We start from the raw sequence: 25,315 nt of genomic DNA on the forward strand, positions 1-25,315 counted from the left end.
GCCCGGCCCCGCCATCGGCAGGAAGATCGAAAAGAAGGCGATGGAGCGATTGGCGCCCAGGGTCTCCGCCGCCTGCAGCAACTGTGCGTTGACGCCGCGCATGATCGGCAGCATGTTGATCACCGCCAGCGGCAGCATCGCATGCACCATGCCGATCATCACGCCCAGCATGGACGGCGCCAGTGCTGACGGATCGTCGACCAGGCCGAGGCTGACCGCCAGCGTGAGCAGGATGCCGGTCTTGGACAGCACCAGGATCCAGGCAAAGGTCTTCACCAGATAGCTGGTCCAGAACGGCACCATGATCCAGATCATCCAGCGTTCGCGAAACTTGTCGCTCAGCTGGCTCAGGAAGTAGGCGATCGGAAACCCCAGCACCACCGACGACAGCGCCGTCAGGCCGGAGATCAGGAAGGTATTGCCCAGCACCTTGGCAAACACCAGGTCATTGGTCATGCGGCGGAACTGATCAAGCGTGACGTGGCCGTCGGCGTTGACCATGCCGGTCTGCAGGATCTCGATCACCGGCACGCAGAAGAAGGCGATCAGGAACACGAAGCACGGCACGGCGGGAAGCCAGGCGCGCAGAGACTTGCCGAACGTCGACGTGCGGCGGAGCGCAACGGCAGGGGCCGAAACCCGGAGGGAGGAAGCAGACATGGCGTATCTCCCTTGTTCAGCAGGTCACCACGGCGGTATGCGCCGGGTTCCACGTGACGCCGACGGTGTCGCCGGGCGCGGGAGCGTCGCGGCGTCCGCAGCGCAGCAGGAAAGGTTGCTTCTCGCCGATGTCGACCAGCACGCGGAAGTCCGATCCGGCGAACACGACTTCGCGTACCGTGCCTTTGACGTAGGCGTCGTCGACAGACGACAGGCGCGCTTCTTCGGGACGGATCACCAGCGAGATATCGTCGGCTCCGGGCGTTTTGTCGAGCGGGAGCAGCGAGTGCACCGGGACGTGCTCCGGTACGTGGATCGGTACGCTGAAGCGCGCATTGCAGAGGCGGATATTGTCGTCGCCGGCATGTTTTTCCACGCGGCCCGACAACAGGTTGGAGTAGCCGATGAACTGCGCCGAGAAGGCCGTCGCCGGCTTGTCGTACAAGTCTTGCGGCGTGCCGATCTGCTCGATTTTCGACTGGTTCATCAGGCAGATGCGGTCGGACAAGTTGAGCGCTTCTTCCTGATCGTGCGTGACATAGATGAAGGTCGCGCCGAGATCCTTGTGCAGGCTGCGGATCTCGGACTGCATGTGTTCGCGCAGTTTTTTGTCCAGCGCACCGAGCGGTTCGTCCAGCAAGATCACCGAGGGTTTGTAGACGAAGCAGCGCGCCAGGGCGATGCGCTGCTGCTGACCGCCGGACAGCTCGCGCGGCAGGCGATGCGCATAGCTTCCCATCTGCACCATTTCCAGCGCATCTTTCACCGCACTTGCCATCGCCGCCTTGTCCATCTTGCGCATGCGCAGCGGGTAGGCGATGTTCTCCCACACCGACAGATGCGGGAACAGGGCGTAGCTCTGGAACACCATGCCGATGCCGCGGTCGCCGGCGGCGGCATGGGTCGCATCCTTGCCGTTGATGAGCAAGCGGCCGCCGCTGGGTTCGACCAGCCCGGCGAGGATTTGCAGCAGCGTGGTCTTGCCGGAACCGGACGGTCCCAGCAAGGTGAGGAACTCCCCGTCCCGCACTTCAAGATCGGTAGCGGAGAGCGCGGTGACGCTGTCGTAGTGCTTGCTGATTGCTATGGTTTGCAGTCTGGCAGTCATGATGTCTTCGCGATATGGAAAGTAACTAGGAGAGCAACCACGCGTTGAAACGGTCCGACACGGCGTTGCGGTTCTTGTGCCACCACGGGCCGCTCGGCGGGCGCATCAGCGCGATGTTGGCGGGCGCCGTCGGCAGGATCGCGGCGCGTGCGGCCGGGATGTCCTTGTAGGCTTCCAGGGCGGTCGGTCCGTAGGCCAGCGTGTCGGTGAAGCCGCTCTGGCGCTTGGCGTCGGCGCAGAACTTGACGAAGTCCTTGGCGATGGCGGCCCTGGGATTTCCCTTCGGCACGCCCCAGCCTTCGACCGAGTAGAGGCCCTGGTTCCAGTTGATGGCCACCGGCGCGCCGCCTTCGATGGCGGTTTGCGCGCGCGCGTTCCAGGTCGAGATCATGTCGACTTCGCCCGACTGGATCAGCTGCATCGCCTGCGCGCCGCTGGTCCACCAGACCGAGATGTGTTTCTTGATGCGATCCAGGCTCTTGAAGGCGCGGTCGAGATCGAGCGGGTAGAGTTTTTCCGGCGGCACGCCGTCCGCCATCAAGGCCTGTTCCAGCGTGTCGATGGCGTTGCGGCGCAGCGAGCGGCGCCCCGGGAATTTTTCCACGTTCCAGAAATCGGCCCAGGTCTTCGGCGGGTTTTTGCCGAGCTTGTCGGTGCGGTAAGCGAGGACGGTGGCGTACACGTCGACGCCGAGGAAGTTCGACGTGATCGCGCCCGGCAGCATGTTCTTGAAATCGGTCGGCGCGATGCCCAGCGGTTCCAGCATGCCGGTTTCTTCAAGGATGGGCACGTCTTGCTGCAGCGTCAGCGTGGTCACGTCCCACACGAAATTCCTGGTCTGCACCATGGCGGTCAGTTGCGCCAGCGGTTGCGCTTCGCGCGCGACGTTGACGATCTTGACGCCGGTGGCTTTTTCAAACGGATCGTAAAACGCCTTGCGATAAGCCGTCGTGTAAGGACCGCCCGGATCGGCGACCACCAGTTGCTTGCTTTGCGCGAACACCGCAGGGGCGGCGCCGACGCCGGCCGCTGCCGCCAGCCCGCCCGCCATCTTCAATACGGTGCGGCGTTGTTGATTGATTTGCTTAGTCATACGTACTCCCCTTGAATAGTGAATTAGAGAACCCTCAGACCTGCCATTACTGAAATGCAAAAAAGCGTGCTGACGTGATCGTGATGTCGGATCAACCCGCGATGGAGTGGCCGCGCTTCTTGAAGAACTCTTCCATCATGCGGGCCGGTTCGCCGGTGGCGTAGGCCTCGCCCTGGATGCGGCGGCCGGCGGCGATGGCGTCGACGAAGCCCGGTTCGGTGATTTCATAGAAGCGTTGCTTGTCCAGGCGCATGGCGACCGGCGGCTTGCCGGCGAGGTCGCGCGCGATCGCCAGCGATTTGCTCATCACTTCCGCTTGCGGGACGAGGTGATGGATCAGGCCGAGGCGATGCGCTTCTTCCGCCTCCATCAGGCGACCGGTCAGGGTCAGCTCGATGGTGCGCGACAGACCCAGCATCGGCGCCATGATCCATGGACCGGTCACGCTCGGGATGCCCGAATTGATTTCCGGCTGGCCCATGCGCGAACCGGCGTGGCCGACGCGGATGTCGCCCAGCAAGGCGACCTGGAATGCCGAGCCGGCGGCGGTGCCGTTGAGCGCCATGACCAGCGGTTTCTTCAATGCGCGCAGCGTGCGGTAATAGTTTTCCCATTCGGTCATCCACTCATCGACGCGCGTCTTATCGAAGCCGTGCGCTTCTTCCAGATCCTGGCCGGCGCAGAAAGCGCGGTCGCCGGCGCCGGTCATGACGATGGCGCCGATCGCGGCTTCCTGATCGAAGCGCTTGAGCGCGGCGATGATCTCGTTGCGCATTTCCGTGTTCCAGGCGTTGAGCTTTTCAGGGCGGTTCAGGGTGATGATCGCCACGTTTCCATCGATTGCCAGTTTGATAAATTTTTCCATAATTATTCCTATGTAATAACTAATGTTTTATAACGCTAGTAAGTGTTGCAGCAATAAATGTGCCTGTCTATATGCAATGCAAGATGGCTCATTAAGCTCTGTACTGGTGCGTTGGAGGGGTGGTTTACATTGCGTTGCACTACAAAAGTTCGAGGCGATGGCGTGGCTTGGTGCGGGGAGGAGATGATGGCTGCGGTGGAAACTGAGGGCGCGAGTCAGGGAAACGGCGTCGCACGTTGCACGTCGCTCGGCGCGCGGCAAAAAGAAAAGCCCCGTGAGGGGCTTGGTATTGCTGGATGGAATTGTCCGCGAAAGACGCTTCCAGCTTCGCCGTCGTCCCAGCGAACGCTGGGACCCAGTGTCGTGACGGCGGTCGATCAAACGACAGATAAGACGCTGGGTCCTGACTTTCGTCAGGACGACGGCTATCGGTATTTGCAGAGGCGTGCTTGATGACCGCGCTCCGGCAGCCTACTTCTTCGCCGCCAGCCTGTCCTTGTGCGCCTTCACCATCGCGCCCAGCATCTGGTCGCCGAAGCCTTCCTTCACGCTTTGCTGCAAGGTCGCGGCAACGTGGGTGCCTATCATGGCAGGATTGGCGAACTGCGCCGTCATGTTGTTGTAATAACCGAGATCCTTGCCGGCGTTGGCGATGCTGAACTTCATGCCGTCGGAACGGCCTTCGAGGATGCCGCCGGCGATCATCTGGAAGATGCCGCTGTTGGCGCCGCCTTTGCTGATCACCTCAACGAACTTGCGCTGGTCGACGCCGACCGCGTCGCACATGGCCAGTGCTTCGGTGGTCAGCGTGGCGATGCCGATGGCAATGAAGTTGTTGAGCAGCTTCAGCTTCTGCGCACTGGTGGTGTCGCCGATGTGGAAGATGTTTTCGCAGAAGGCTTCCAGCACCGGCTTCACTTTTTCAAAGGTCGCGGCATCCGCGCCGACCATGGTGTTGAGGCGGCCTTGCATGGCTTCCACCGGCGTGCGCGCCAGCGGGGCATCGACGAACTTCACGCCCTTGGCGGCCAGTTGTTCGGCAATGCGCGTGCTCGACATCGGCTCGCTGGTGGAGCAATCGATGACGATCTGGCCGCTGCGGCAGTGTTCCAGAATGCCGCCGGCGCGGAACATCAGGTCTTCCACCTGCGGCGAGCCGGTGACGCACAGGATGATGGCATCGCTGCTCGCGACCAGGTCTTGCAGGCTGCCGGCCTCGCGCGCGCCTTCGGCGACCAGCTCTTCCACCGGCTTGCGATTGCGGTTGCCCATGACGGTGACCTTGAAGCCCTTGATGACGAGGTTGTGCGCCATGCCCTGGCCCATCATGCCGACGCCTATGAATCCGATATTTTTCATGACTGGTGAATTGCTTTCGTGAGAAGAGGAGTGAGAAGTGGAAAAGGCCGGCGCAACCGGAGGCTGCGCCGACGTGAAGCGATCTGTTGCGTACTTACTTGGGCATGTATTGAGAAAGATCGGCCAGTGGCGCGCCTGCCGCGGCCTCATAGGATTTCGCCAGATTGCCGTTCTTCATGTTGGTGACGACCCAGTTGTTGATCCACGCCAGCAGCGCAGTGTCTTCCTTGCGCACGCCGATGCCGTGCGGGACCACCTTGACCGCAAACTTGGTTTCGATGTTGCGGCCCGGATTCTTGCGTGCCGTCGTGGTCACCAGCTCCCTGGCGGTGCCGATGGCGTCGACTTGGCCCGACAGCAGCGCGGCCGCGTTGGTCGAGTCGTCGTCATAGCGCACCAGGATCGTGCCCTTGGGGACGATAGGCGTGAGCAGCGTGTCCTGCAGGTTGCCGCGCACGACGCCGACGCGTTTGCCGGCCAGGTCGGCCAGGCTCTTGATCTGCATCGAGTGCTCGGCGCCGACTACCGACTCCGACGCGCTGTAGGGCACGCTGAAGTTGATCACCTTGGCGCGCTCCGGCGTGATGCTGAAGGAGGCGATCACGATGTCGGCCTTGTTGGTCAGCAGGAAAGGCACGCGGTTGGGGCCGGTGACCTGGATGATTTCCATCTCGACGCCGAGGTCCTTGGCCAGCATCTTGGCGGCGCTGACGTCGGAACCGTAGGGTTGCAGCTTGTCGTCGGTCATGCCGAAAGGCGGCGAACCGAGATCGATGGCGATGACGATTTTCTTGCGCTGGCGGATGTCGCTGAGCGTGTCGGCGCTGACCGACTGGGCAAGGCAGACCAGCCCAAGGAAGGCGGCGGCCAGATATTTGATGTTGACGAGTTTCATGCAATCTCCTGGATATAAGAATTGTTGTTGTTCACTGCCGGCGTTGCGTTGATGCGAAAGCTGTTGCTGAGAAACGGATAACGGATTCTATGCTTCGGAAATGCGATTGCGTCAGAGCAAGAAGCCATGGAAGAGAGGGAGGAAACGGCAGGCGCGAGTCCGCTGCCACCGTTCAGGCGCAACAGCGCCGTCAACGATGGAACATCGGTGTCGCGTAAAAAATCCTGGTGTTGTCTCCGCCAATGGCGTGGCAATGATCTCGTAGCGCCCGCCGGCTTTTATGGTTCTTGATTCTGCCGAGCAGCCCTCACTGAATCAGGCCCTCGTGTGGAAAGCGACACTACGCCCGGCGTCGGGCACTGTCTAATGAAAGTAATTCATCGCGTGATAACCGGTCGTGATGGCCCGGATTTTTTCCGGATTTTTCCATACATCGCCTGCATCGTCTGCGTGCCGGCGATTGAAACAGTCTATGTCCGCGGCTTCAACGCCGGCCTCAATGCAGGCCGGCCATGAGCGGCATATTGGCTCGGCGTCTTGCCGAGCACTTTGCGAAACATGCTGGTGAAGGCGCTGGCGCTCTTGTAGCCGAGCTTCTCCGCGATGCGTTCGACGGCGTCGCCTTGCGCCAGCCGCAGCAGCGCTTCGGTGATGTGGACTTGCTGCACCCAGTGACGGAACTGCAAGCCGGTCTCTTTGGGAAACAGGCGGATCACCGTGCGCGCGCTGGCGCCGCCGAGTTCGGCCCATTGTTCCAGCGAGTTCAGGCTGCCGGGGTTGCCGACGATGGCTTCGCAGATCGCCACCAGCCGGCGGTCGGACGGCCAGGGAATGGCGACGGGAATCGCCGCGGCGCCGTGGATCTCGGACAGGATCAGTTGCGCCAGATGACCGCCGCGCGCCTTGATGTCGTAGTCGGCGCTTTCCTTGAGCAGCGCCAGGATCAGCTCGCGCAAGAGCGGGCTGACTTCCAGCAGGCGGCAAGCCTCGCCGATCTGCCGCGACTCTTGCTGGCGGATGTAGAGCGTGCGCAGATGCACTTCGCTGAGCATGCGGATTTCGTGTTCCAGTTCCGACGGCACCCACAGCGCGCGTTGCGGCGGGATGACCCACAGGCCGTGCGGCGTGCGCACCTGCATCACGCCTTCCGCGGCGTACAGCACTTGCCCGCGCGGATGCGAATGCGGCGCCAGCAACTGGCCGGCGTCGAAGTCGCGGCTGAAGGCGACCACGGCTTGCGGCAGTTGCTGGAGTTTGGCGGCCTTGGCGCTGGAGTGGACGATTTTCATGGCGTTGAGTGTTGTCACTTAATCGACGAAAAATGGCATTACGGTTTTTAAATGCCAATATAACATTGACGTGTTCCTTGCATGTTTCTCGTCCTTTTTTCGTCCCTTTCACGTTCCTTCTTGCTCATGACAATCAACAGCTCATCTACGCTCGCTGCGCCGCTGGCCGATAAAGCCCCTGCGACGTCGGTCGCCTCAGGCAGCAGCGCTACACCTCTGGTATTGCGCATCGTCCTCGCGGTCGGCTTCGCCCACCTGATCAACGACCTGATCCAGGCCTTGCTGCCGTCCATCTATCCGATGCTCAAGCAAAACTATGGGCTGACGTTCACGCAGGTCGGGTTGATCACGCTTACCTTCCAGGTGACGGCATCGCTGATACAGCCGTGGATAGGCATGTACACCGACAAGCATCCCAAGCCGCTGCTGCTGCCGTGCGGCGCGGTCTTCACGCTGATCGGCGTGGTGTTGCTGTCGATGGCCGGCAGCTTTCCGTGGTTTCTGTTTGCGGCGGCATTGATCGGTGTCGGTTCGTCGACCTTCCATCCGGAAGCGTCGCGTATCGCGCGCATGGCGTCGGGAGGCAGGTTCGGTCTGGCGCAGTCGACTTTCCAGGTCGGCGGCAATGCCGGTTCCGCATTGGGTCCCTTGCTGGCGGCGGCGATCGTGGTGCCGTTCGGCCAGGCTAACATCGCGTGGTTTTGCATTATCGCCGTGGTGGCGATCGTCACCTTGTCGCGCGTGAGCAACTGGTATCGCCATCATCTGGCTGCCGGCGCGAAGAAGGGCAAAGCGGCCATGCTGCATGATTTGCCGCCGGGCGCCGTCAAGAAGGCGCTGGTGGTGTTGTCCTTGCTGGTGTTTTCCAAATATTTTTACATGGCGAGTTTCACCAGTTATTTCACCTTCTACCTGATCGACAAGTTTCACGTCGCGGTGGGCGATTCGCAGATCCTGCTGTTTCTGTTCCTCGGTGCGGTGGCGTTGGGTACGTTCTTCGGCGGTCCCATCGGCGACAAGATCGGACGCAAGCGCGTGATCTGGTTTTCGATACTCGGCGCGGCGCCGTTCGCCTTGTTGCTGCCACACGCCAACCTGTTCTGGACCGGCGTGCTGTGCGTGTGCGTCGGCTTCATCCTGGCGTCGGCGTTTTCGGCCATCGTGGTGTATGCGCAGGAGCTGGTGCCGGGCAAGGTGGGATTGGTGGCGGGCGTGTTCTTCGGATTGATGTTCGGCTTTGGCGGCATCGGTGCGGCGTTGCTCGGGCATCTCGCCGATCTGTACGGCATCGCGGCGGTGTATGCGGTGTGCGCGTGGCTGCCGCTGGCGGGTGTGCTGACGGTGTTCCTGCCGAATCTGAAACATTGACCCTGAGGTCAATTTCGACATAAGCGTGCACGACAATATCCGCCTGCGCGGATATTGTCGCTTGTAGCTGACTTTAGCTGACTTTAACCGACTTAAAGTTTTGTCACCGCCAGCACCGCGTCGGCGAATGCCTGGGGGGCTTCCTGCGGCAGGTTGTGGCCGATGCCGCCGGTGAGGTTGCGGTGTTCATATTTGCCGGAGAACTTGTCGCGATACAAGGCCGGCGGCAGGAAGGGGGCGCCGTTGGCGTCGCTTTCCATGGTGATGGTCGGGATGCCGATCGCCGGCAGGCCGGCGAGGCGGCGTTCCAGCGCGTCGTACTTGCGTTCGCCGTCGGCCAGGCCGAGACGCCAGCGGTAATTATGGATGACGATGGCGACGTAGTCCGGGTTGTCGAAGGACGCGGCGCTGCGGTTGAAGGTGGCGGCGTCGAACTGCCATTTCGGCGAGGCCGTCTTCCAGATCAGTTCGGCAAACTCGCGGCGATACCTGGTGTAGCCTTCGACGCCGCGCTCGGTGGTGAAATAGAACTGATACCACCAGTCGAACTCCGCCTTGGGCGGCAGCGGCTTCTTGGCCGCGGCCAGATTGGTCATCAGATAGCCGCTGACCGACACCAGCGCCTTGCAGCGCTCCGGCCACAGGGCCGCCATGATGCACGCGGTGCGCGCACCCCAGTCAAAACCGGCGATGACCGCCGACGGAATGCGCAAGGCATCCATCAGCGCGATGATGTCCTGCGCCACGGCCGATTGCTGGGCATTGCGCAGCGCGTCGGCGGACAGGAAGCGCGTGCTGCCGTGGCCGCGCAGATGCGGGATGATCACGCGATGGCCGGCCGCTGCCAGCAAGGGCGCGACATCGATGAAGCTGTGGATGTCGTAGGGCCAGCCGTGCAGCAGGATGACCGGCTGGCCGTTGGCTGGACCGGCTTCCGCATAGCCGATGTTGAGTACGCCGGCGTCGATTTGCTTGATGCCGGCGAAGCCCGCTGCGGATGCAGACGGAGTAGCGGCAGCGATACCCTGTGCATTGGCGAGCGCACTGAAGCTCAACTGCGCGGTGGCGACGGTGGCTGCGGCCGCGCCGAAGAAACGGCGGCGGCGTTGGTTGATCTGATCGGACATGTTTTTCTCCTTGAGTGTGTGGCGATGAGCTGGTTTGGTTCGCGTTGCTTTGCTGCTTACTGCGGTTGCGCCAACAGGTTCTTGATGGCGGCTTCGGTTTGCGCGTACTGGCCTTCGCCGAAGTGCGTGTAGACCACTTGTCCCTTCTTGTCGATCAGGTAGAACGCCGGCCAGTATTGGTTGTTGTACGAAGTCCAGGTGGCGTAGCGGTTGTCCTGCGCCACCGGGTAGGTCAGGCCGAAGCGCTTGATGGCGGTCTTGACGTTGTCGGTGCTGCGCTCGAAGGGATATTCGGGCGTGTGCACGCCGACCACGACCAGGCCCTGGTCCTTGTATTTGTCGTACCAGGATTTGACGTGGGGCAGGGTGTTGATGCAGTTGATGCAGGTGTAGGTCCAGAAGTCGACCAGCACCACCTTGCCGCGCAGCTGCTGCATGGTCAGCGGTTCGCTGTTGAGCCATTTGTCGATGCCGCTGAATTCCGGCGCGGCGACGCTTTTGCCGAGTGCGCCGGCGGAGGCTGCGGTGGACGTTGCTGCGGCCAGCACGGTCAGGGCGGCGAAAGTCTTGAGTCGGGAAAACATGATGGAATCCTTTCAGAGTTCAGATGGAAGAAGAAAACAAGGAAGAAACAGCGGCCGTAATCAGTACGTCGTATTGCAGATAGATCGCCAGCGCGGTCAGCATCACCAGCACGCCGAACAGCTGTTGCAGGCGCCGGGCGTGACGCGACAACACACGGACATGGCGGCTGACGTACTGCCCGCCGTAAATGATGGCGAGCATGGGAATGGCGGCGCCGATGGCGTACATCAACAGCAGCAAGGCCGACCAGCCGAGGTCCTGGGCCTTGACGACCAGCACCAGGATCGAGGCCAGCACCGGGCCGGCGCACGGCGTCCAGACTGCACCCAGCGACATGCCCAGTACAAAGCCGCCGGTGTTGCCGGCATGCACCTTGGGTACGCCAGGCGTCGCGTGCATGCGTTGCAACTGCGCCACCAGCCATTCATAAGGACGCGGCCACAGGCGCAGCAGGCCGGACAACGCCAGCAATGCGATGGCGGTATTGCGCAACACATCCTGCGCCACGTGGACAGTGCTGGAGACGGCGCCCAGCAACATGGCGAAGGCCGAGAAGCTCAGGATGAAACCTGCGATGATGAACAGCGGGCGGGCGCGGTTGGGCGCGCTGCCATTTGTTCCCACTGAACTGCCCAGCAAGATGGGCAGCACCGGCAGGACGCATGGCGAGGCGATGGTCAGCAGACCGGCCAGCAGGGCAAACGGCGTTTCGATAAAGTTGTGCATGATGGCATTCCAATGTTGGTTGCGATGACCGTATTGGAACGCTTGCACGTATCTGGCTTGTGTCTGCAACACCGCACGGGTGCAATGTTTTGTGTATGTGTACAGGCCGGATACATTGAGACACAAATCGCTTCCGGACTTGTTTTCGCATTGATTTATAAAGGCAGTTATTGCAATCGCTCACTACAAAGGAGAACCGACAATGACCACCGAAACTTACAAGGGATCCTGCCATTGCGGCGCCGTGCGTTTTGAAGTCCGTACCGCGCTGACGCCCGCCGGCCGCTGCAATTGCAGCCTGTGCCGCCGCAAGGGCGCGCTGATGACGCCGATGATCGACGTCGCCGACGTGAAGATCGTCAGCGGCGAAGAGTCGCTGACGCTGTACCAGTTCAATACGCGCACGGCCAAGCACTATTTCTGCAAGCACTGCGGTATCTACCCCTTCCACCAGACTCGCAAGGCGCCCAATCTCTGGCGCGCCAACATCGGCTGCCTGGACGGCGTCGATCCGTATGCGCTGGAAGCGGGCGTGGCCGACGGCGCCAGCCTGTCGGTGCTGGAGGATGCATGAAGCATCCGAGGAGATTGCTGGCGATCTTCGCCTTTGTGGCGGGCGGTCTGGCGGCGGAATTGGCCAGGCCGGTGTATTGCTCGCTGCTCAACGTGACGAGCACGGCATCTGCACGTCGACGCAAACGGGTATGATCGCCGCATGGAAAACCAAGACCACATCCTGATCGTCGACGACGACCGCGGCATCCGTGAATTGCTGGCTGCCTACCTTGAGAAAAACGGCATGCGCGTGTCGCTGGCGGCCAATGGGCGCCAGATGCGCGCCGTGCTGGAGCAGGGCGCGCCGGATCTGATCGTGCTGGATCTGATGCTGCCCGGCGAAGACGGCCTGGTGCTGTGCCGCGAATTGCGCGTCGGCAAATTCAAGGCCGTGCCGGTGCTGATGCTGACCGCCCGCAGCGAAGAAACCGATCGCATCGTCGGACTGGAAATGGGCGCCGACGACTATCTCGCCAAACCGTTCGCCGTGCGCGAGCTGATGGCGCGCATACGCTCGGTGCTGCGGCGCGCGCGGATGCTGCCGCCCAATATGCAGGTGACCGAAGCGGTACAACTGCTCGGTTTCGGCGACTGGCGGCTCGACACCACGGCGCGCCATCTGCTCGACCGGGACGGCACCATGGTCGCGTTGAGCGGTGCCGAATATCGCCTGCTGCGCGTCTTCCTCGATCATCCGCAGCGCGTGCTCACGCGCGACCAGTTGCTCAACCTGACGCAGGGACGGGCGGCGGATCCTTTCGACCGCTCCATCGATTTGCTGGTCAGCCGTCTGCGCCAGCGCTTGCAGGACGGCGCGCGCGAACCGCGCTATATCAAGACGCTGCGCAACGAGGGCTATGTGTTTTCGGCGGCCGTGACCTTGATGGACGGTGAGCAATGAAGATGCTTCTTTTGCGCTGGCCGCGCACGCTGTTCGCCCGGCTGGCGCTGATCCTGTGCGTCGGGCTGGTGCTGGCGCAGACCTTGTCGTTCTGGCTGACGATGACAGAGCGCGATCAGGCCACCACCAATGTCATGATGGGTTACATCGAGCGCGAAGCGGCCAGTTCGGTGGCGCTGCTCGACCATCTGCCGCCCGCCGAACGTCCGCAATGGCTGCCGCGCCTGGCGCGCCGCAGTTATGAATTCATCCTCGGCCCCGGCATCGCCGGCACGCCGCCCGATGCGCGCCTGTCGAAGATGGTGGCGAAGTCGATCGCCGACGGCATCGGTACTGAATACGCGCTGACCGTCAACGCCGTGCCCGGCGACAAGGAACGCATGCAGGTGCATCTCAAGCTCACCGACGGCACGCCGCTGACCATCGACATGCGGCCGATGTCGGGCGTGCCGCTGTCGCCGTGGCTGCCGCTGGTGCTGGCGCTGCAACTGATCGTGCTGGCGGCGTGCTGCTGGCTGGCGGTGCGGCTGGCGACGCGGCCGTTGCACGCACTGGCGGTCGCGGCCGACGCGCTCGGCCCCGATCTCAAGGCAGCGCGCTTGTCCGAGGACGGTCCGTCGGAAGTGGCGCGCGCATCCAAAGCCTTCAATGCCATGCAGGATCGCATCGCGACGTACATGGCCGAGCGCATGCAAATCCTTGCGTCGATTTCGCACGACTTGCAGACGCCGATCACGCGCATGCGCTTGCGCGTCGACGTGATGGACGACGATCCGCAGCATGCCAAACTGCAACAGGATTTGCAGGAGATGGAAAATCTCGTCAAGGAAGGCGTGGCCTATGCGCGCACCTTGCACGGCGCGGCGGAGGCGCCGATCCGCATCGATCCGGACGCCTTGCTCGACAGCCTGATGTGCGATTACGTCGACGCCGGCAGCGAGGTGACTCTGGATGGAAGCATCGGTGCGGCGCTGGTGACGCGTCCGCAGGCGTTGCGACGCATCCTCGGCAACCTGATCGACAATGCATTGAAGTACGGCGGCAGCGCCCGCATCGTGGCGACGGCGCTTCCCGGCGGGCCGGTGACGATCTGCGTGCGCGACCGCGGGCCGGGGATTCCCCCCGGGTTGCTGGAGGCCGTGTTCCAACCTTTCTATCGCGTGGAAGAATCGCGCAACCGGCAGACCGGCGGCACCGGACTGGGACTGGCCATTGCGCGGCAACTGGCGCTGGCGATGGATGCCTCGCTGTCGCTGCACAATCTTGCCGAAGGCGGCCTGGAGGCGCGGCTGAGCTTGCCAAAGACGAACTGATCCATTCCTGCCGCCGCGATCAGCTGAGTGTGCGAATGAGCAAACCGAGCAAGGCGCAGGCGATGATGACGTGGATCACATTGCGTTTGAAGCGGAACAATGCAACTACCGCCGCCAGCGCGATGAGTGCCGACATCCAGTCAAAACCCTGATTCCATCCTTTCGGCCACAACACATGCAAGCCGAAAAACGTCGCCAGATTCAGGATGACGCCCACTACTGCGGCGGTAATGGCAGTGAGCGGCGCAGTGAATTTGATATCTTGATGGGTCGATTCAACAAGCGGCCCGCCTGCGAGAATGAACAGAAAAGACGGCAGAAACGTAAACCAGGTCACGAGAGCGGCTGCAATCGCTCCGGCCAGAAACAGATGGTCGGGTCCCAGCAAGGCTTTCGCATAGCCGCCGACGAAGCCGACAAACGCCACCACCATGATCAGCGGTCCCGGCGTCGTTTCTCCCAACGCCAGTCCGTCGATCATCTGGGTCGGCGTCAGCCAGGAAAAATGACCGACGGCGCCCTGATAGACATAGGGCAAAACGGCATAGGCGCCGCCGAAAGTCATGAGCGCCGCCTTGGTAAAAAACCATCCCATCTGCGTATAAGTGTGATTCCAGCCATATAGGGCGGTGAGTCCCCACATCGGGATGATCCACAAGAGCGCGCCTGCGAGGACGATCCTGAGCAATCCGCTCCAGCGAAACAAAGCATGCGAAGGTGTCGGCGTGTCGTCGTCAATCAGCGCTTTTCCGAACGACTGCTTTGCCGCACCATGCCCTCCGCCGACGGCGAATTTTGATGGCGCTGATTTCCCACCCGCATAGCCGATCAACGCCGCCAGAGCGACAATCGCCGGAAATGGCACATTGAGCGCAAAAATGGCGACGAATGACGCTGCGGCAATTGACCAAAGAACGCCGTTTTTGAGCGCTCGCGAACCGATGCGATGCGCTGCCTGCAAGACGATGGCGGTGACGGCCGGCTTGATGCCGTAGAACAGGCCTTCCACGACCGGCAGATTGCCAAATGCGATGTACAGCCACGACAAGACGATCAGGATCAGCAGCGAGGGCAAGACAAACAAGACCCCGGCGACAATGCCGCCCGCCGTCCTGTGCATGAGCCAGCCGATATAGGTCGCCAGCTGTTGCGCTTCGGGGCCAGGCAATAACATGCAGTAGTTCAACGCATGTAAAAATCGCCGCTCCGATATCCAGCGGCGGTTTTCGACAAGCTCCTGATGCATGATCGAGATCTGCCCGGCGGGACCGCCGAAGCTGATGAATCCCAATTTCAGCCAGAAAAGAAAAGCTTCTTTAAAACTTACTGGTGGCGGAGCTTCCGCTTCAATGTTCGGGGCAGCGTCGGTCTTGCTCATTAACAGGATCCTCGATGGCATTTAATTGGTGCTCGATGAAAAAGCCAATTCTGCATGCAAACCGACACGCCGAGTGCGGTTTTTGCTATTCGACGATTTCCGGCCTGCCGTCGGGATAGGGGTGCAGGCAATATACCTTGCCCGATTTTCCCTTCATGTGCTGTTGCGGCCAGATGCCGCCGATGCGATAGAGCACCCGATTGGAAAAGACGATGGGACCTTCCAGTACTTTCGGCTGTTTGAAACCGCTCTCCGCCAGGCATGTTGCACGCGTGTCGGCCTTCAATTTTTTCCACTGATCGGCGCTGGATGCCTGTGCGCCGGCGCTCAGCAGCAATGACGTTGTGACAAGCAGCATTTTCATCGTCATTTTCATTGCCATGGCGCCGCTTGCTTGTAACGTAGGTTTCCAGCTTTGCTGCATATCGTTTCCTTATTTGTTTTGTGCGATTGACAATATTGCCTGATCGTCAAGTCGCCGTGTGGTTCATGCTTGTTCATCAAAGCGACATTTTCGGATGTTATATGTACCGGTTACCTGTTCAAAACAAGAGATAGGTAGTAATACTTATATCTCTGCAAGGACCTTATTGCCGACAATACGAGCGGTTCAGGGAGGGACGAATATGTTCCGGTTTGCCGAAGGAGCGGTTCCCGAATCGACATTCAGACAAGGATAACAATGAATTTCTTTTCCAATATGAAGATCAGCAAACGCCTCAATATCGGCTTTGCCGTCATCCTTTTTTCCGCCATCGGCGTCATCGCGGTGAGCATCTGGCGTTTGCATACCGTTGCCGAAACCACGCAGGCGATGATGGAAAAACCGCTGGCGAAAGAACGCCTGGTCTCCGACTGGTATCGCACCATCCATACCAGCGTGCGCCGCACGACCGCCATCGCCAAGAGTGCCGATCCCAGCCTGAGCGCGTTCTTCGCGGAAGATGCGGCGACGTCCACCAAATTGTCGAACGAACAGCAGAAGGCCCTGGAAGCGCTGCTGACCAGCGAGCAGGAAAAAGCCATGTTCGCGCAGCTGACCGCGGTGCGCAAGAATTACATCGCCGCGCGCGACGCCATCTCCAAGGCCAAGGCCGACGGTCAGGTCGAGGAAGCCAATCGCATTCTCGGCAAGGATTTTTCGGTGGCGGCCAAGGGCTATCTCGATGCGTTGCAACAATTGCTCGACATGCAGCGTTCCAGCATCGACCATATTGCCGCGAGTATTCATGAGCTCTACACCATGAGCCGCAATCTGCTGATCGCATTCGGCGCGCTGCTGTTCGTCGCGGGATGGATGTTCGCCTGGCGTCTGGCGCTCAGCATCACGCGCCCGCTCAACCAGGCCGTCGGCATTGCCGAGACCGTCGCCGCCGGCGATCTCACGTCGCATATCGACGACAGCCGCAAGGATGAAACCGGCAAGCTGCTGCACGCGCTGAAAACCATGAACGACAATCTCCTGCGCATCGTCGGCCAAGTGCGCAGCGGCACCGACACCATTGCCACGGCGTCGAGCGAAATCGCCAGCGGCAACATGGACCTGTCCTCGCGCACCGAGCAACAGGCCGGGTCCCTGGAAGAAACCGCCTCGGCCATGGAAGAACTCACCTCGACCGTGAAGCAGAACGCCGACAACGCGCGCCAGGCCAATCAACTGGCCGTGTCGGCGTCCGAGGTCGCCGTGCAGGGCGGCAGCGTGGTCGGCCAGGTCATCGATACCATGGGCGCCATCAACGAATCGTCGAAGAAGATCGTCGACATCATCAGCGTCATCGACGGCATCGCTTTCCAGACCAATATCCTTGCGCTCAATGCCGCGGTGGAAGCGGCGCGCGCCGGCGAGCAGGGCCGCGGCTTTGCAGTCGTCGCATCGGAAGTGCGCAGCCTGGCGCAACGTTCGGCGAGCGCGGCGAAAGAGATCAAGGAGCTCATCGACAACTCGGTGCAGAAGGTCGACTCCGGCAGCCGGCTGGTCGAGCAGGCGGGCGCGACCATGACGGAAGTGGTCTCCAGCGTGCGCCGCGTGACCGACATCGTCGCCGAGATCAGTTCCGCCAGCCAGGAACAGAGCGACGGCATCGAGCAGGTCAACCGGGCCATTACGCTGATGGATGAATCGACACAACAGAACGCGGCATTGGTGGAGCAGGCTGCGGCAGCCGCGCAATCCTTGCAGGATCAGGCGCACACCTTGACCGAGGTGGTCAGCTTTTTCAAGCTGGACGCTGCAGGCAAGGGCATGACGGCATCCGCGCCTGTTTCTGCTCCCCTGGTAAAGCACCAGCCGGCAACGGCGAATGCGCTGCGCAAGCCGGCACTGTCGTCCGGTCCGGCATCGGCCGTGCCGGCGCCGCGTTCAACGCCTGCCGTCGCCAGGCAACCCAAGCTGCCGGCGGCAACTTCCGACGATGACTGGGAGCAGTTCTAGGCGAAAAAATAGTCAGAGCGATGCCGGCGGCGACAAAAAGGTATTGCACAGCCAGCTGCCGGCTTGCCCCAGTCCGCGCTCGCGCGACCAGATCAGATGCACCTGGATGTTTTTGGGCCAGCCGTTGACTTGCAATTGCTTGAGGTCGGCGGCGCCGAAACGTTTGACGATCCAGCGCGGCAACTCCGCCCAGCCGAATCCCAGTTCGGTCATTTCCAGCAAAATCAGATAGCTTGACGACGACCAGTGGAATCCCGATCGCGGCGACTTCGCTTCGTCGCGATAGGTGTTCAGGCGCAGCTCGCGCGCTTCGCGCAGCATGTCGCCGGTGACTTGCGCCGCGCGCGCCAGCGGGTGTCTGGTGCTGACGTAGAGGCCGATTTCCGATTGGTCGGCGATGGTCTCGAAACCGATGTCGGGCGGATAGGCGGTTTGCGCCGCCACCAGCGCCATCTGCACGCGGCCGGACTGTACCAGGTCGACGGCGTCTTCGTCTTCCGCGATCAGGCATTCCAGCCGCAGGTCGGGATAGCGTTGCTCCAGCTGCGACAGGCTCTTCTCGAAGACGTCGGACTGATACGTATCGGACAGCGCAAAACTCAGTTGCGCTTCCAGGCCGCCGGCCAGTCGTTGCGCCGCCCGGCTCAGGCGATCATTGGCGTCGAGCATCTGCTGGGCATGGGCCAGCAGGGCGTGTCCATGTTCGGTCAGCGTCGGTTTGCGCGTGCTGCGGTCGAACAGCGTCACGCCGAGGTCGATTTCCAGGTTGGCGATGGCTTCGCTGACGGTGGACTGTTGTTTGTCGAGCTTGCGCGCCGCCGCCGAGAAGGAGCCGAGGTTGGCGGATTCGATGAACATCAGCAGGGCGTCGACGGAATGCAGCATGTGGCAATGACTCCTTTATATCGGTTTTTCCGATGATTAATGATTTTATCCTATCAGATTAAGTGGGGATAATCGCCTTCATCGATTGGAAAGAGAAGGAGAGCGCCATGACGCTGGAAAAAACCTTGTACGAACGCTTTTTGCACGCCGTCCTGTTCGAGCTGGTGGCGCTGTTGCTGTGCGCGCCGGTGATGTCCTGGCTGTTGGGGGTATCGTTTGCCCACGCGGGTTTGCTGACGCTGATGATTTCGCTGGTGGCGATGACCTGGAACGTGATCTTCAACAGCATGTTCGATCGCCTGGAGCGTCGCTGGAAGGCTAAGGCAGCGCCGGCGACACGTGGAGAGCCGCGGCGCTTTTCGGTGCGCATCGTGCATGCGCTGATCTTCGAAGCCGGCCTGATCCTCGCCGTGGTGCCGATGGCGGCGTGGTGGCTGGATATCGGCCTGATTGAGGCTTTCGTGCTGGATATTGGCCTGGTGTTGTTTTTTCTTCCCTACACGCTGGCGTTCAACTGGTGCTACGACAAGGTGCGCGCCGGCATGCTGAGGAATGCGGCCTGCTGATCATCCTTGTCAACCCGATTTACAAGTAAGGCGCTGATCTGCGGATTCGGCGCCTTTTTTCCGTTCGGCTCAGCGCGATTGCGGAGGACGGTTGATTAGCGTAGATTCTCGGGCAAACTCGGCTGCGCAGAGGTGCAGTCTGTGCCGACAGGAAAACAACATGAAAATCATCAATCGCGTACGCAAGGCAAATTCCGGGCGCGATCCGGAACGGCTGGCGATGAAATATGCGGCGCTGCGCACGGACCCCTTCGTCTTCCTGCGCGGAACCTGCCATCTCTTCTACGACCGCCTGCCCAAGAGCGGCATCTTCGCTTCGTCGCCGTCGGTCTGGTGCTGCGGCGATCTGCATCTGGAAAATTTCGGCAGCTACAAAGGCGATAACCGGCTGGCCTATTTCGACGTCAACGATTTTGATGAAGCGGCCATGGCGCCGGCGACATGGGAATTGTCGCGTTTCATCGTCAGTATCCTGGTGGCGGCGCCTTCGCTGGGTTTGTCGCACGCCGACGCCGCAATGCTGGCCGAGCATTTTATCGACGCCTATGTCGCGGCCCTCGCGCTCGGCAAGGCGCGCTGGGTCGAACGCGAGACCAGTTCCGGCATGGTCGGCGCCTTGCTGGAGCAGGTGAGACTACGCTCGCGTGTCGAGTTTCTCGACAAGCGCACGCAACGAAAAGGCCGTCAGCGTCGCCTCCGCATCGACGGCAAGAAACTGCTGCAGGTATCCGACGAGCAGCGGCACAAGATACATGCCTTCCTCGACACATTCGCGCACGGCCAGGCGCAGCCGGGTTTTTACAAGATCCTCGACGTGGCGCGTCGGGTTGCCGGTACCGGCAGTCTGGGCGTGGAGCGTTACGCCATTCTGGTCGAGGGCAAAGGCTCGCCCGATCAAAACTATCTGCTGGATCTGAAACAGGCTTTGCCGTCCTCGATTGCAGGCCATCTCGGACATCTTCAGCCGCGCTGGCGCCACGAGGCGGAACGTGTGGTCGCCCTGCAGCGGCGCATGCAGGCGGTGTCGATTGCGTTTTTGCATGCCGTTGAAATCGGTGAACAGTCCTACGTGCTGCGCGCCTTGCAGCCGATTGAGGACCGCGTGCCGCTGGCGGGACAGAAGCATCATCTCGATCATCTGATCGGCGTGATCACGGTCATGGGGCAATGCGTGGCCTGGTCGCAGTTGCGTAGCGGGGGGCGCGACGGTTCGGCCATCGCGGATGAACTCATCGACTTTTCAGCAGGCAAGAAATGGCGCAGCAAACTGCTGCCGGCCTGCGCCGAACTGGCAGTCGAAGTGCAGCAGGACTGGCGGACGTACTGCGAGGCTTACGACGACGGCGTGTTCAGGCTGGACCGGCCGGATTGATTCGCACGGACTTGATCCGCGTGATACCGCCTGATACCGCGTGATATAAAGGGCAATCATCCTGGTCGCCTGAGCGTTCTTCGATCCACTTCACCCGAAAACCCATGACTTCATTCGATCATCTTTTTTCTCTGTACTGGTCTGGGCCTGCGCTGGATGCCAGCTTGCGGCTGGTGGGCGATCTGCTGGGAGCGCTGCTGCTGGGCGCACTGGTCGGGTATGAGCGGTTCTATCACGGCCACGCGGCAGGCATGCGTACCTATGGCGTCGTTTGCATGGCGTCCGCGGCGCTGGTTGCCATCGTCGGTCATCCCGATGTCTGGTTCGGCGGCCATGTCGGCATGGCGACCGCGGCGCCTGATCCGACGCGCGTGATACAGGGCATCGTCACCGGCATCGGTTTTCTTGGCGCCGGCGTGATCGTGCACGAGCAATACTCGACCCATGGACTGACTACCGCTGCTTCCATCTGGGCATCGTCGGCGATCGGCATCCTGATCGGCGTGCAACTTTATCCGACGGCGATCGGCCTCGCCTTGCTGTCGAGCGCGTGCATGGCGCTGGGCGGCAAGATCGAAAATCGCCTGCCTTCGCAGGAAGGCATCGCGGTCATGCTGGAGTTCGACAAAGACGCGGTTCCGGATGCCCCCATGCTGACCACGCTTGCCCGGGAGCAGGGATGGCGCATCGGCCGGCGTTCGTTTTCGGTGGTCAGGCGCGCGCAGAAGATTGAATGGCATTTCATCGCGGTCATCGTCAATCGCGCCGTCGCAGAACCGATTGTCGGTTTTTCCGAAAAACTCCAGGCCATGCCTGGCGTCACCGGATTCCAGCTGACGCACGCGCGCGGCTAGTGGCCCCATCCCGCTTTTTTTACGATTGCTTCGAATTGTCGTCGAAGAGCGCGATGATGGCGTCGGCAACAGCACGAACGCGCGCCGTGCGCCTGACGTCTTCATGCAAGACAATCCACAGCTTTCGCTTGATCGGGCAGGCCGGCGAGGCGATGCGGATCAGGCCGGAGGAACGGCTCCCAAAATAATCCGGCAGGACGGCCACGCCTTCACCGGCATTGGCTGCTTCGAACAATACGCTGAGGTCGTTGCTGCGCAGCCGGTACCGTCGGTCTCCCTTGATGGCGTCGAGCCATTTTTGTTGCGGCGTGTCCTGTAATCCATCGTTGTAACCCAGAAACTCCCAGGCATCCGGAGACAGGTTTTTCAGATAACGCCGGTGGGCGTACAAGCCGTAATGGATGACGGCAATCGTGCGAACCGCCAGGCCCGGAGAGCTTGGCCGCTGAAATCTCAGGGCGATATCGGCTTCCCGGCGCGTGAGGTCGACCAGGCGGGACTCCGCCAGCAGCTCGATCTCTATTCCCGGAAGATGCCTGAGTGCTTTTTGCAGACGCGGCGCCAGCAGGCAAGTCGTGATCGCGGGCGGCGCCGACACGCGAACAATGCCGTCCAAGGCGGTAGACCCGGTCGTCGCTCGCATCAAGGCGTGCATGTCGGCTTCCAGCTTGCGTGCATGGGGAACCATGTTTTCACCGTCGGAGGTCAGCGCCCAGCCTTTTGGAAAGCGATCGAAAAGGCGAATCTTCAACGCGCTTTCCAGCGTGTCGATGCGACGGGCGACGGTGGTGTGTTCCACGCCCAACGCCCGGGCTGCACCCGTGAGCGTCGAGGCGTCGACCAGCGCAAGAAAAAAACGGAAGTGGTCCCAGTCAGGCGATTTCATCGTGCAATTATGCACTGACGATGTGCGATAGTCTCCAATTTCGCTCTGATAAAAAGATCGGTATCGTTTGCCGTCTCGCATGACAAAGCTCATGTCGGGATGACGCCAACTTATCTTTCTGAGGAGTGCGAAGTGAAAACGAATGTCAAATTCATGCTGGCAAGTGTCGCCGTCTGCCTGTATCCGCTCGGCACATTTGCCGGGCAGGTCTTGCCGGCAGAGTTCGAGGGTGTCTGGTCAATGACGTCCGCCTATGAAATCAAGGCCGACGGCACGCGCACCACCAACTACGGGGAGCATCCCAATGGCCTGCTGATGATCGACAAAAGCGGCCGCTACTCGCTGCAGATATTTCGACCAAATCGTCCAAAGTTTGCGTCAGGCGACAAGACGCGCGGCACTCCGGAGGAATATCGTGAGGCGGCGCTGGGGTCCAGTACGCATACGGGCTGGCTTTCCATTGATGCGGCGAAGGGGCAGCTGACGTTCAGGATCGATGCCGCTTCCTATCCGAACTGGGAAGGCACGCAGCAAGTGCGCGAATATATTTTCAAGGATGGTGTCCTTACCTATGGCGTGCCGGCAAGCGCCTCCGGAAATGGAACGGTTGCTTATTCAGTCTGGCAACACTTGCCGCATGAACAATTTAGCCATTCCGCCAGGTGATAAGAAAGAGATAAAAAAACCGCCCTGACTGCAGGCGGCTTTTTTATGAGACAGCGGGATTACTTCTCGGCAGGTTCGCGGAAGTAAATGCGTTTCGGCAAAGCCCACAGCAACAGTGCCGCGCCGAGCAGGCATTCCAGCGCCACCACGTACAGGCCCAGCGATGCGCTGCCGGTGATGTCGCGGATCTTGCCGACCATGTAGGGCGTGATGATGCCGCCCAACTGGCCGACCGAGTTGATCAATGCAATGCCGCCTGCGGCAGCGGCGCCGGTCAGCACGCGCGGCGGCAGGATCCAGAACAGGCCGATGCCGGCGATGATGCCGGTGGCGGCAAACGACAGGCCGACCACCAGCACCAGCGTGTTGTCGCCGAAGTAGGCGCTCACCGCATAACCGAGGGCGCCGGCCAGCGCGCAGCCGGCCAGATGCCAGCGGCGCTCGCCGGTGCGGTCCGAGCTGCGGCCGATCAGGATCATGCCGATGGCGGCGCACAGGTAAGGGATCACCGTGATCAGGCCGATGATGAAGGTATCGTCGGTGCCGGCGGTCTTGATCAATTGCGGCATCCAGAACACCAGGCCGTAGATGCCCGACGCCAGCACCAGATAGATCAGCGACATGGTGATGGTCGACGGTTGCTTCAGCGCGTCGCGGAAGGAGTGCACCGCTTCGCTCTTCGGTTCGGCCGCGAGGCGGGCCAGCAGCAGTTTCTTTTCCTCGTCCTTCAGCCAGCGCGCATCTTCGATCTTGTTGTCGATGACGATCCAGCAGATCACGCCGAGCACGATCGACGGAATGCCTTCCAGCAGGAACAGCCATTGCCAGCCGTGCAGCGCGCTCACGCCGTGGGTGAACTTCATGATGCCGCCCGAGATCGGACCGCCGATCATGCCGCAAACGGCAATCGCCGCCATGAACAGCGAGTTGATGCGGCCGCGACGCTGCGACGGGAACCAGTTGGTGAAGAAGTACAGGGCGCCGGGAACGAAGCCGGCTTCCAGGCTGCCGATGAGGAAGCGCAGGATGTAGAAACCGGTTTCATTGGTGACGAACATCATCGCCGCCGAGGCGATGCCCCAGGTGACCATGATGCGAGCGATCCAGCGTTTCGGACCGACCTTGTGCAGGATCATGTTGCTGGGAATTTCGAACAGGAAGTAGCCGACAAAAAAGATGCTTGCGCCGAGGCCGTAGACGGCGTCGGAGAAACCGAGGTCTTGCTGCATCTGCAGCTTGGCGAAGCTGATGTTGACGCGGTCCAGGTAAGCAAACACAAAGCAGATCACCAGCAGCGGCACGAAGCGCAGGGTGATGCGGCGGTAAAGACTGGATTCCTGGATATCCTGCATGTCTTGTGACGGGGCCGGATAGGGGACTGCTGCCATTTCATTTCTCCTCTGTTTTTAAAGACGCAACCGGCCGCCGGCGGTGCTTGCGGCAGCGTCGGGAGACAGGCTGGAAATATTGTTATTTTTGGGGATGGCGCGGCACATGTTCAATGTGCCGCGGCTGCATCCGTATAGGTACGACTGTTTCTTGCGGGATCAGTAAGTCGCGCGACCGCCCGACAGGTCGAAGACCGAGCCGGTGGTGAACGAATTTTCTTCCGAGACCAGCCACGTCACCATCGCCGCGATTTCTTCCACCTTGACGAAGCGTCCGCGCGGGATCTTCGACAGCATGTAGTCGATGTGCGCCTGGGTGCATTGCTCCAGGATGCGGGTTTGCGCCGCCGCCGGCGTGATCGCGTTGACGGCGATGTTCTTGGTGGCGGTTTCCTTGCCGAGGCTCTTGGTCAGGGCGATCAGGCCGGCTTTGGCGGCGCTGTAGGCCGATGCGGTCGGATTGCCTTCCTTGCCGGCGATCGAGGCGACGTTGACGATGCGGCCGTAGTTCTGCGCGATCATGCGTTGCACGACCACCTGATTGACGTAGAACGCGCCGTTCAGATCGATGTCGATGACGCGGCGCCATTCTTCCGGCGAGTACTCCGCAACCAGGCCGTTCTGACCGGCGATGCCGGCGCTGTGCACCAGCACGTCGATCGATTGGGTCACTTTTTCGGTGGCTTCGATGGCGCGCTGTACGGCAGCCTGATCGCCGATGTTGACGACCACGGTTTCGACGTTGCCGAGCGGCTCCAGCCTGGCGCGCGCTTCTTGCAAGACTTTTTCATCCATATCCCACAGGACGACTTTGGCCTTGCCTTGCAGCAGGCGTTCGGCGATGGCAAAGCCGATGCCCTGCGCGCCGCCGGTAACGATCGCGCTGCGACCCTGGAAATCGTAGTGATTCATGTTGACTCCGTTCTCTTTGCTCTTGAGGAAACCCGTATTGTTTTGTCTGCCTTCTGCGGGCAGTTTTTAGCGCTCGAATCTGTGGTTGCATCGTGGCGAGACCATCAGCCAATACTGGCCAATGGTCTCGCGG

26 protein-coding genes are annotated in these 25,315 nt (G+C 61.1%); 10 read left to right on the forward strand and 16 right to left on the reverse strand.

The genetic code is table 11. The features are described from left to right. The 7 genes from PMI16_RS12890 to PMI16_RS12920 all read right to left on the reverse strand — a co-directional run. On the reverse strand, positions 1–660 hold a 660-nt coding region (locus tag PMI16_RS12890; protein ID WP_007880146.1), incomplete at its 3' end, for an ABC transporter permease. A 16-nt stretch (positions 661–676) separates the two neighbouring features. Then, a complete protein-coding gene (locus PMI16_RS12895; protein ID WP_007880148.1) occupies positions 677–1,768 on the reverse strand; it encodes an ABC transporter ATP-binding protein in 1,092 nt (363 codons plus the stop codon). 25 nt (positions 1,769–1,793) lie between these two features. After that, positions 1,794–2,861 (reverse strand): ABC transporter substrate-binding protein, encoded by a 1,068-nt coding sequence (locus tag PMI16_RS12900; protein ID WP_007880149.1) that lies wholly within the window; start codon positions 2,859–2,861, stop codon positions 1,794–1,796. A gap of 91 nt (positions 2,862–2,952) precedes the next feature. Continuing rightward, positions 2,953–3,726 carry an enoyl-CoA hydratase/isomerase family protein gene (locus PMI16_RS12905; RefSeq protein ID WP_007880150.1) on the reverse strand — a complete coding sequence of 258 codons (774 nt, stop codon included), beginning with the start codon at positions 3,724–3,726 and terminating at the stop codon, positions 2,953–2,955. Positions 3,727–4,197: 471 nt separating this feature from the next. Continuing rightward, the gene (locus tag PMI16_RS12910) at positions 4,198–5,235 is read right to left on the reverse strand and encodes an NAD(P)-dependent oxidoreductase (RefSeq protein WP_272942482.1); all 1,038 of its coding nucleotides are present in this window, start codon (positions 5,233–5,235) and stop codon (positions 4,198–4,200) included. Continuing rightward, on the reverse strand, positions 5,180–5,980 hold the full coding sequence (locus tag PMI16_RS12915) for a transporter substrate-binding domain-containing protein (RefSeq protein WP_007880152.1): 801 nt from the start codon (positions 5,978–5,980) through the stop codon (positions 5,180–5,182). The genes PMI16_RS12910 and PMI16_RS12915 overlap by 56 nt, the downstream gene beginning before the upstream one ends. Before the next feature lie 470 nt (positions 5,981–6,450). Then, positions 6,451–7,269: an AraC family transcriptional regulator gene (locus PMI16_RS12920; RefSeq protein WP_007880155.1), complete on the reverse strand. Its 819-nt coding sequence runs from the start codon at positions 7,267–7,269 to the stop codon at positions 6,451–6,453. Positions 7,270–7,395: 126 nt separating this feature from the next. Between PMI16_RS12920 and PMI16_RS12925 the strand changes: the two genes are divergently transcribed. After that, entirely contained in the window at positions 7,396–8,637 is a 1,242-nt protein-coding gene (locus PMI16_RS12925; RefSeq protein WP_034380484.1) for an MFS transporter, read from the forward strand. Positions 8,638–8,729: 92 nt separating this feature from the next. On the opposite strand, the gene PMI16_RS12930 is transcribed toward PMI16_RS12925, so the two are convergent. Genes PMI16_RS12930 through PMI16_RS12940 form a run of 3 tightly spaced genes read right to left on the reverse strand, consistent with a single transcriptional unit; the run spans position 8,730 to position 11,075 of the window. Beyond that, positions 8,730–9,764, reverse strand: a complete 1,035-nt coding sequence (locus tag PMI16_RS12930; RefSeq protein WP_007880159.1) for an alpha/beta hydrolase — start codon at positions 9,762–9,764, stop codon at positions 8,730–8,732. A gap of 56 nt (positions 9,765–9,820) precedes the next feature. Then, positions 9,821–10,348, reverse strand: coding sequence for a thioredoxin family protein (locus PMI16_RS12935; protein ID WP_007880161.1), 528 nt, complete (start codon positions 10,346–10,348; stop codon positions 9,821–9,823). Positions 10,349–10,367: 19 nt separating this feature from the next. After that, the gene (locus PMI16_RS12940) at positions 10,368–11,075 is read right to left on the reverse strand and encodes a cytochrome c biogenesis CcdA family protein (RefSeq protein WP_007880163.1); all 708 of its coding nucleotides are present in this window, start codon (positions 11,073–11,075) and stop codon (positions 10,368–10,370) included. 202 nt (positions 11,076–11,277) lie between these two features. On the opposite strand from PMI16_RS12940, the gene PMI16_RS12945 reads away from it, so the two are divergent. Genes PMI16_RS12945 through PMI16_RS12955 form a run of 4 tightly spaced genes read left to right on the forward strand, consistent with a single transcriptional unit; the run spans position 11,278 to position 13,844 of the window. Continuing rightward, complete coding sequence (locus PMI16_RS12945) at positions 11,278–11,649, forward strand: GFA family protein (RefSeq protein ID WP_007880165.1); 372 nt, start codon at positions 11,278–11,280, stop codon at positions 11,647–11,649. Next, positions 11,646–11,783, forward strand: a complete 138-nt coding sequence (locus PMI16_RS26300; protein WP_007880167.1) for a hypothetical protein — start codon at positions 11,646–11,648, stop codon at positions 11,781–11,783. Before PMI16_RS12945 ends, PMI16_RS26300 begins: the two co-directional genes overlap by 4 nt. A 7-nt stretch (positions 11,784–11,790) precedes the next feature. Beyond that, complete coding sequence (locus PMI16_RS12950) at positions 11,791–12,531, forward strand: response regulator (RefSeq protein ID WP_007880169.1); 741 nt, start codon at positions 11,791–11,793, stop codon at positions 12,529–12,531. Continuing rightward, the gene (locus tag PMI16_RS12955; RefSeq protein ID WP_007880171.1) at positions 12,528–13,844 is read left to right on the forward strand and encodes an ATP-binding protein; all 1,317 of its coding nucleotides are present in this window, start codon (positions 12,528–12,530) and stop codon (positions 13,842–13,844) included. The genes PMI16_RS12950 and PMI16_RS12955 overlap by 4 nt, the downstream gene beginning before the upstream one ends. Before the next feature lie 19 nt (positions 13,845–13,863). Here the strand turns inward: PMI16_RS12955 and chrA are convergent, their stop codons facing one another. Together chrA and PMI16_RS12965 are read right to left on the reverse strand one after the other, a co-directional pair. After that, positions 13,864–15,222, reverse strand: coding sequence for a chromate efflux transporter (gene chrA, locus PMI16_RS12960; protein WP_007880172.1), 1,359 nt, complete (start codon positions 15,220–15,222; stop codon positions 13,864–13,866). A gap of 85 nt (positions 15,223–15,307) precedes the next feature. After that, complete coding sequence (locus PMI16_RS12965) at positions 15,308–15,586, reverse strand: hypothetical protein (protein ID WP_237719859.1); 279 nt, start codon at positions 15,584–15,586, stop codon at positions 15,308–15,310. A gap of 318 nt (positions 15,587–15,904) precedes the next feature. On the opposite strand from PMI16_RS12965, the gene PMI16_RS12970 reads away from it, so the two are divergent. Beyond that, the gene (locus tag PMI16_RS12970; RefSeq protein ID WP_007880174.1) at positions 15,905–17,653 is read left to right on the forward strand and encodes a methyl-accepting chemotaxis protein; all 1,749 of its coding nucleotides are present in this window, start codon (positions 15,905–15,907) and stop codon (positions 17,651–17,653) included. Positions 17,654–17,665: 12 nt separating this feature from the next. On the opposite strand, the gene PMI16_RS12975 is transcribed toward PMI16_RS12970, so the two are convergent. Beyond that, complete coding sequence (locus PMI16_RS12975; RefSeq protein ID WP_007880175.1) at positions 17,666–18,538, reverse strand: LysR family transcriptional regulator; 873 nt, start codon at positions 18,536–18,538, stop codon at positions 17,666–17,668. A gap of 107 nt (positions 18,539–18,645) precedes the next feature. Between PMI16_RS12975 and PMI16_RS12980 the strand changes: the two genes are divergently transcribed. The 3 genes from PMI16_RS12980 (at position 18,646) to PMI16_RS12990 (ending at position 21,330) form a co-directional block, all read left to right on the forward strand. Next, positions 18,646–19,104: a multidrug/biocide efflux PACE transporter gene (locus PMI16_RS12980; RefSeq protein WP_007880179.1), complete on the forward strand. Its 459-nt coding sequence runs from the start codon at positions 18,646–18,648 to the stop codon at positions 19,102–19,104. 160 nt (positions 19,105–19,264) lie between these two features. Next, complete coding sequence (locus PMI16_RS12985) at positions 19,265–20,476, forward strand: DUF2252 domain-containing protein (RefSeq protein ID WP_007880180.1); 1,212 nt, start codon at positions 19,265–19,267, stop codon at positions 20,474–20,476. A 104-nt stretch (positions 20,477–20,580) separates the two neighbouring features. Then, on the forward strand, positions 20,581–21,330 hold the full coding sequence (locus PMI16_RS12990; RefSeq protein WP_007880181.1) for an MgtC/SapB family protein: 750 nt from the start codon (positions 20,581–20,583) through the stop codon (positions 21,328–21,330). 19 nt (positions 21,331–21,349) lie between these two features. Here PMI16_RS12990 and PMI16_RS12995 read toward each other — a convergent pair whose 3' ends face one another. Then, positions 21,350–22,216, reverse strand: coding sequence for a LysR family transcriptional regulator (locus PMI16_RS12995; RefSeq protein WP_051994648.1), 867 nt, complete (start codon positions 22,214–22,216; stop codon positions 21,350–21,352). A 132-nt stretch (positions 22,217–22,348) separates the two neighbouring features. Between PMI16_RS12995 and PMI16_RS13000 the strand changes: the two genes are divergently transcribed. Then, a complete protein-coding gene (locus tag PMI16_RS13000) occupies positions 22,349–22,882 on the forward strand; it encodes a lipocalin-like domain-containing protein (protein WP_007880184.1) in 534 nt (177 codons plus the stop codon). A 59-nt stretch (positions 22,883–22,941) separates the two neighbouring features. Here the strand turns inward: PMI16_RS13000 and PMI16_RS13005 are convergent, their stop codons facing one another. Next, positions 22,942–24,270, reverse strand: coding sequence for an MFS transporter (locus PMI16_RS13005; RefSeq protein ID WP_007880187.1), 1,329 nt, complete (start codon positions 24,268–24,270; stop codon positions 22,942–22,944). Positions 24,271–24,429: 159 nt separating this feature from the next. After that, complete coding sequence (locus tag PMI16_RS13010) at positions 24,430–25,182, reverse strand: SDR family oxidoreductase (protein WP_007880188.1); 753 nt, start codon at positions 25,180–25,182, stop codon at positions 24,430–24,432. Between the last annotated feature and the right edge of the window lie 133 nt (positions 25,183–25,315).

Source organism: Herbaspirillum sp. CF444 (genome assembly GCF_000282135.1).
In the GTDB taxonomy this organism is placed as follows: Bacteria; Pseudomonadota; Gammaproteobacteria; order Burkholderiales; family Burkholderiaceae_D; genus Herbaspirillum.

Bases quoted from the DNA above. Each gene is read 5' to 3' on its own strand.
- PMI16_RS12895 (WP_007880148.1), bottom strand. From the start codon at position 1,768: ATGACTGCCAGACTGCAAACCATAGCAATCAGCAAGCACTACGACAGC.
- PMI16_RS12900 (WP_007880149.1), bottom strand. From the start codon at position 2,861: ATGACTAAGCAAATCAATCAACAACGCCGCACCGTATTGAAGATGGCG.
- PMI16_RS12905 (WP_007880150.1), bottom strand. From the start codon at position 3,726: ATGGAAAAATTTATCAAACTGGCAATCGATGGAAACGTGGCGATCATC.
- PMI16_RS12910 (WP_272942482.1), bottom strand. From the start codon at position 5,235: ATGAGGCCGCGGCAGGCGCGCCACTGGCCGATCTTTCTCAATACATGC.
- PMI16_RS12915 (WP_007880152.1), bottom strand. From the start codon at position 5,980: ATGAAACTCGTCAACATCAAATATCTGGCCGCCGCCTTCCTTGGGCTG.
- PMI16_RS12920 (WP_007880155.1), bottom strand. From the start codon at position 7,269: ATGAAAATCGTCCACTCCAGCGCCAAGGCCGCCAAACTCCAGCAACTG.
- PMI16_RS12925 (WP_034380484.1), top strand. From the start codon at position 7,396: ATGACAATCAACAGCTCATCTACGCTCGCTGCGCCGCTGGCCGATAAA.
- PMI16_RS12930 (WP_007880159.1), bottom strand. From the start codon at position 9,764: ATGTCCGATCAGATCAACCAACGCCGCCGCCGTTTCTTCGGCGCGGCC.
- PMI16_RS12935 (WP_007880161.1), bottom strand. From the start codon at position 10,348: ATGTTTTCCCGACTCAAGACTTTCGCCGCCCTGACCGTGCTGGCCGCA.
- PMI16_RS12940 (WP_007880163.1), bottom strand. From the start codon at position 11,075: ATGCACAACTTTATCGAAACGCCGTTTGCCCTGCTGGCCGGTCTGCTG.
- PMI16_RS12945 (WP_007880165.1), top strand. From the start codon at position 11,278: ATGACCACCGAAACTTACAAGGGATCCTGCCATTGCGGCGCCGTGCGT.
- PMI16_RS26300 (WP_007880167.1), top strand. From the start codon at position 11,646: ATGAAGCATCCGAGGAGATTGCTGGCGATCTTCGCCTTTGTGGCGGGC.
- PMI16_RS12950 (WP_007880169.1), top strand. From the start codon at position 11,791: ATGGAAAACCAAGACCACATCCTGATCGTCGACGACGACCGCGGCATC.
- PMI16_RS12955 (WP_007880171.1), top strand. From the start codon at position 12,528: ATGAAGATGCTTCTTTTGCGCTGGCCGCGCACGCTGTTCGCCCGGCTG.
- chrA (WP_007880172.1), bottom strand. From the start codon at position 15,222: ATGAGCAAGACCGACGCTGCCCCGAACATTGAAGCGGAAGCTCCGCCA.
- PMI16_RS12965 (WP_237719859.1), bottom strand. From the start codon at position 15,586: ATGAAAATGCTGCTTGTCACAACGTCATTGCTGCTGAGCGCCGGCGCA.
- PMI16_RS12970 (WP_007880174.1), top strand. From the start codon at position 15,905: ATGAATTTCTTTTCCAATATGAAGATCAGCAAACGCCTCAATATCGGC.
- PMI16_RS12975 (WP_007880175.1), bottom strand. From the start codon at position 18,538: ATGCTGCATTCCGTCGACGCCCTGCTGATGTTCATCGAATCCGCCAAC.
- PMI16_RS12980 (WP_007880179.1), top strand. From the start codon at position 18,646: ATGACGCTGGAAAAAACCTTGTACGAACGCTTTTTGCACGCCGTCCTG.
- PMI16_RS12985 (WP_007880180.1), top strand. From the start codon at position 19,265: ATGAAAATCATCAATCGCGTACGCAAGGCAAATTCCGGGCGCGATCCG.
- PMI16_RS12990 (WP_007880181.1), top strand. From the start codon at position 20,581: ATGACTTCATTCGATCATCTTTTTTCTCTGTACTGGTCTGGGCCTGCG.
- PMI16_RS12995 (WP_051994648.1), bottom strand. From the start codon at position 22,216: ATGAAATCGCCTGACTGGGACCACTTCCGTTTTTTTCTTGCGCTGGTC.
- PMI16_RS13005 (WP_007880187.1), bottom strand. From the start codon at position 24,270: ATGGCAGCAGTCCCCTATCCGGCCCCGTCACAAGACATGCAGGATATC.
- PMI16_RS13010 (WP_007880188.1), bottom strand. From the start codon at position 25,182: ATGAATCACTACGATTTCCAGGGTCGCAGCGCGATCGTTACCGGCGGC.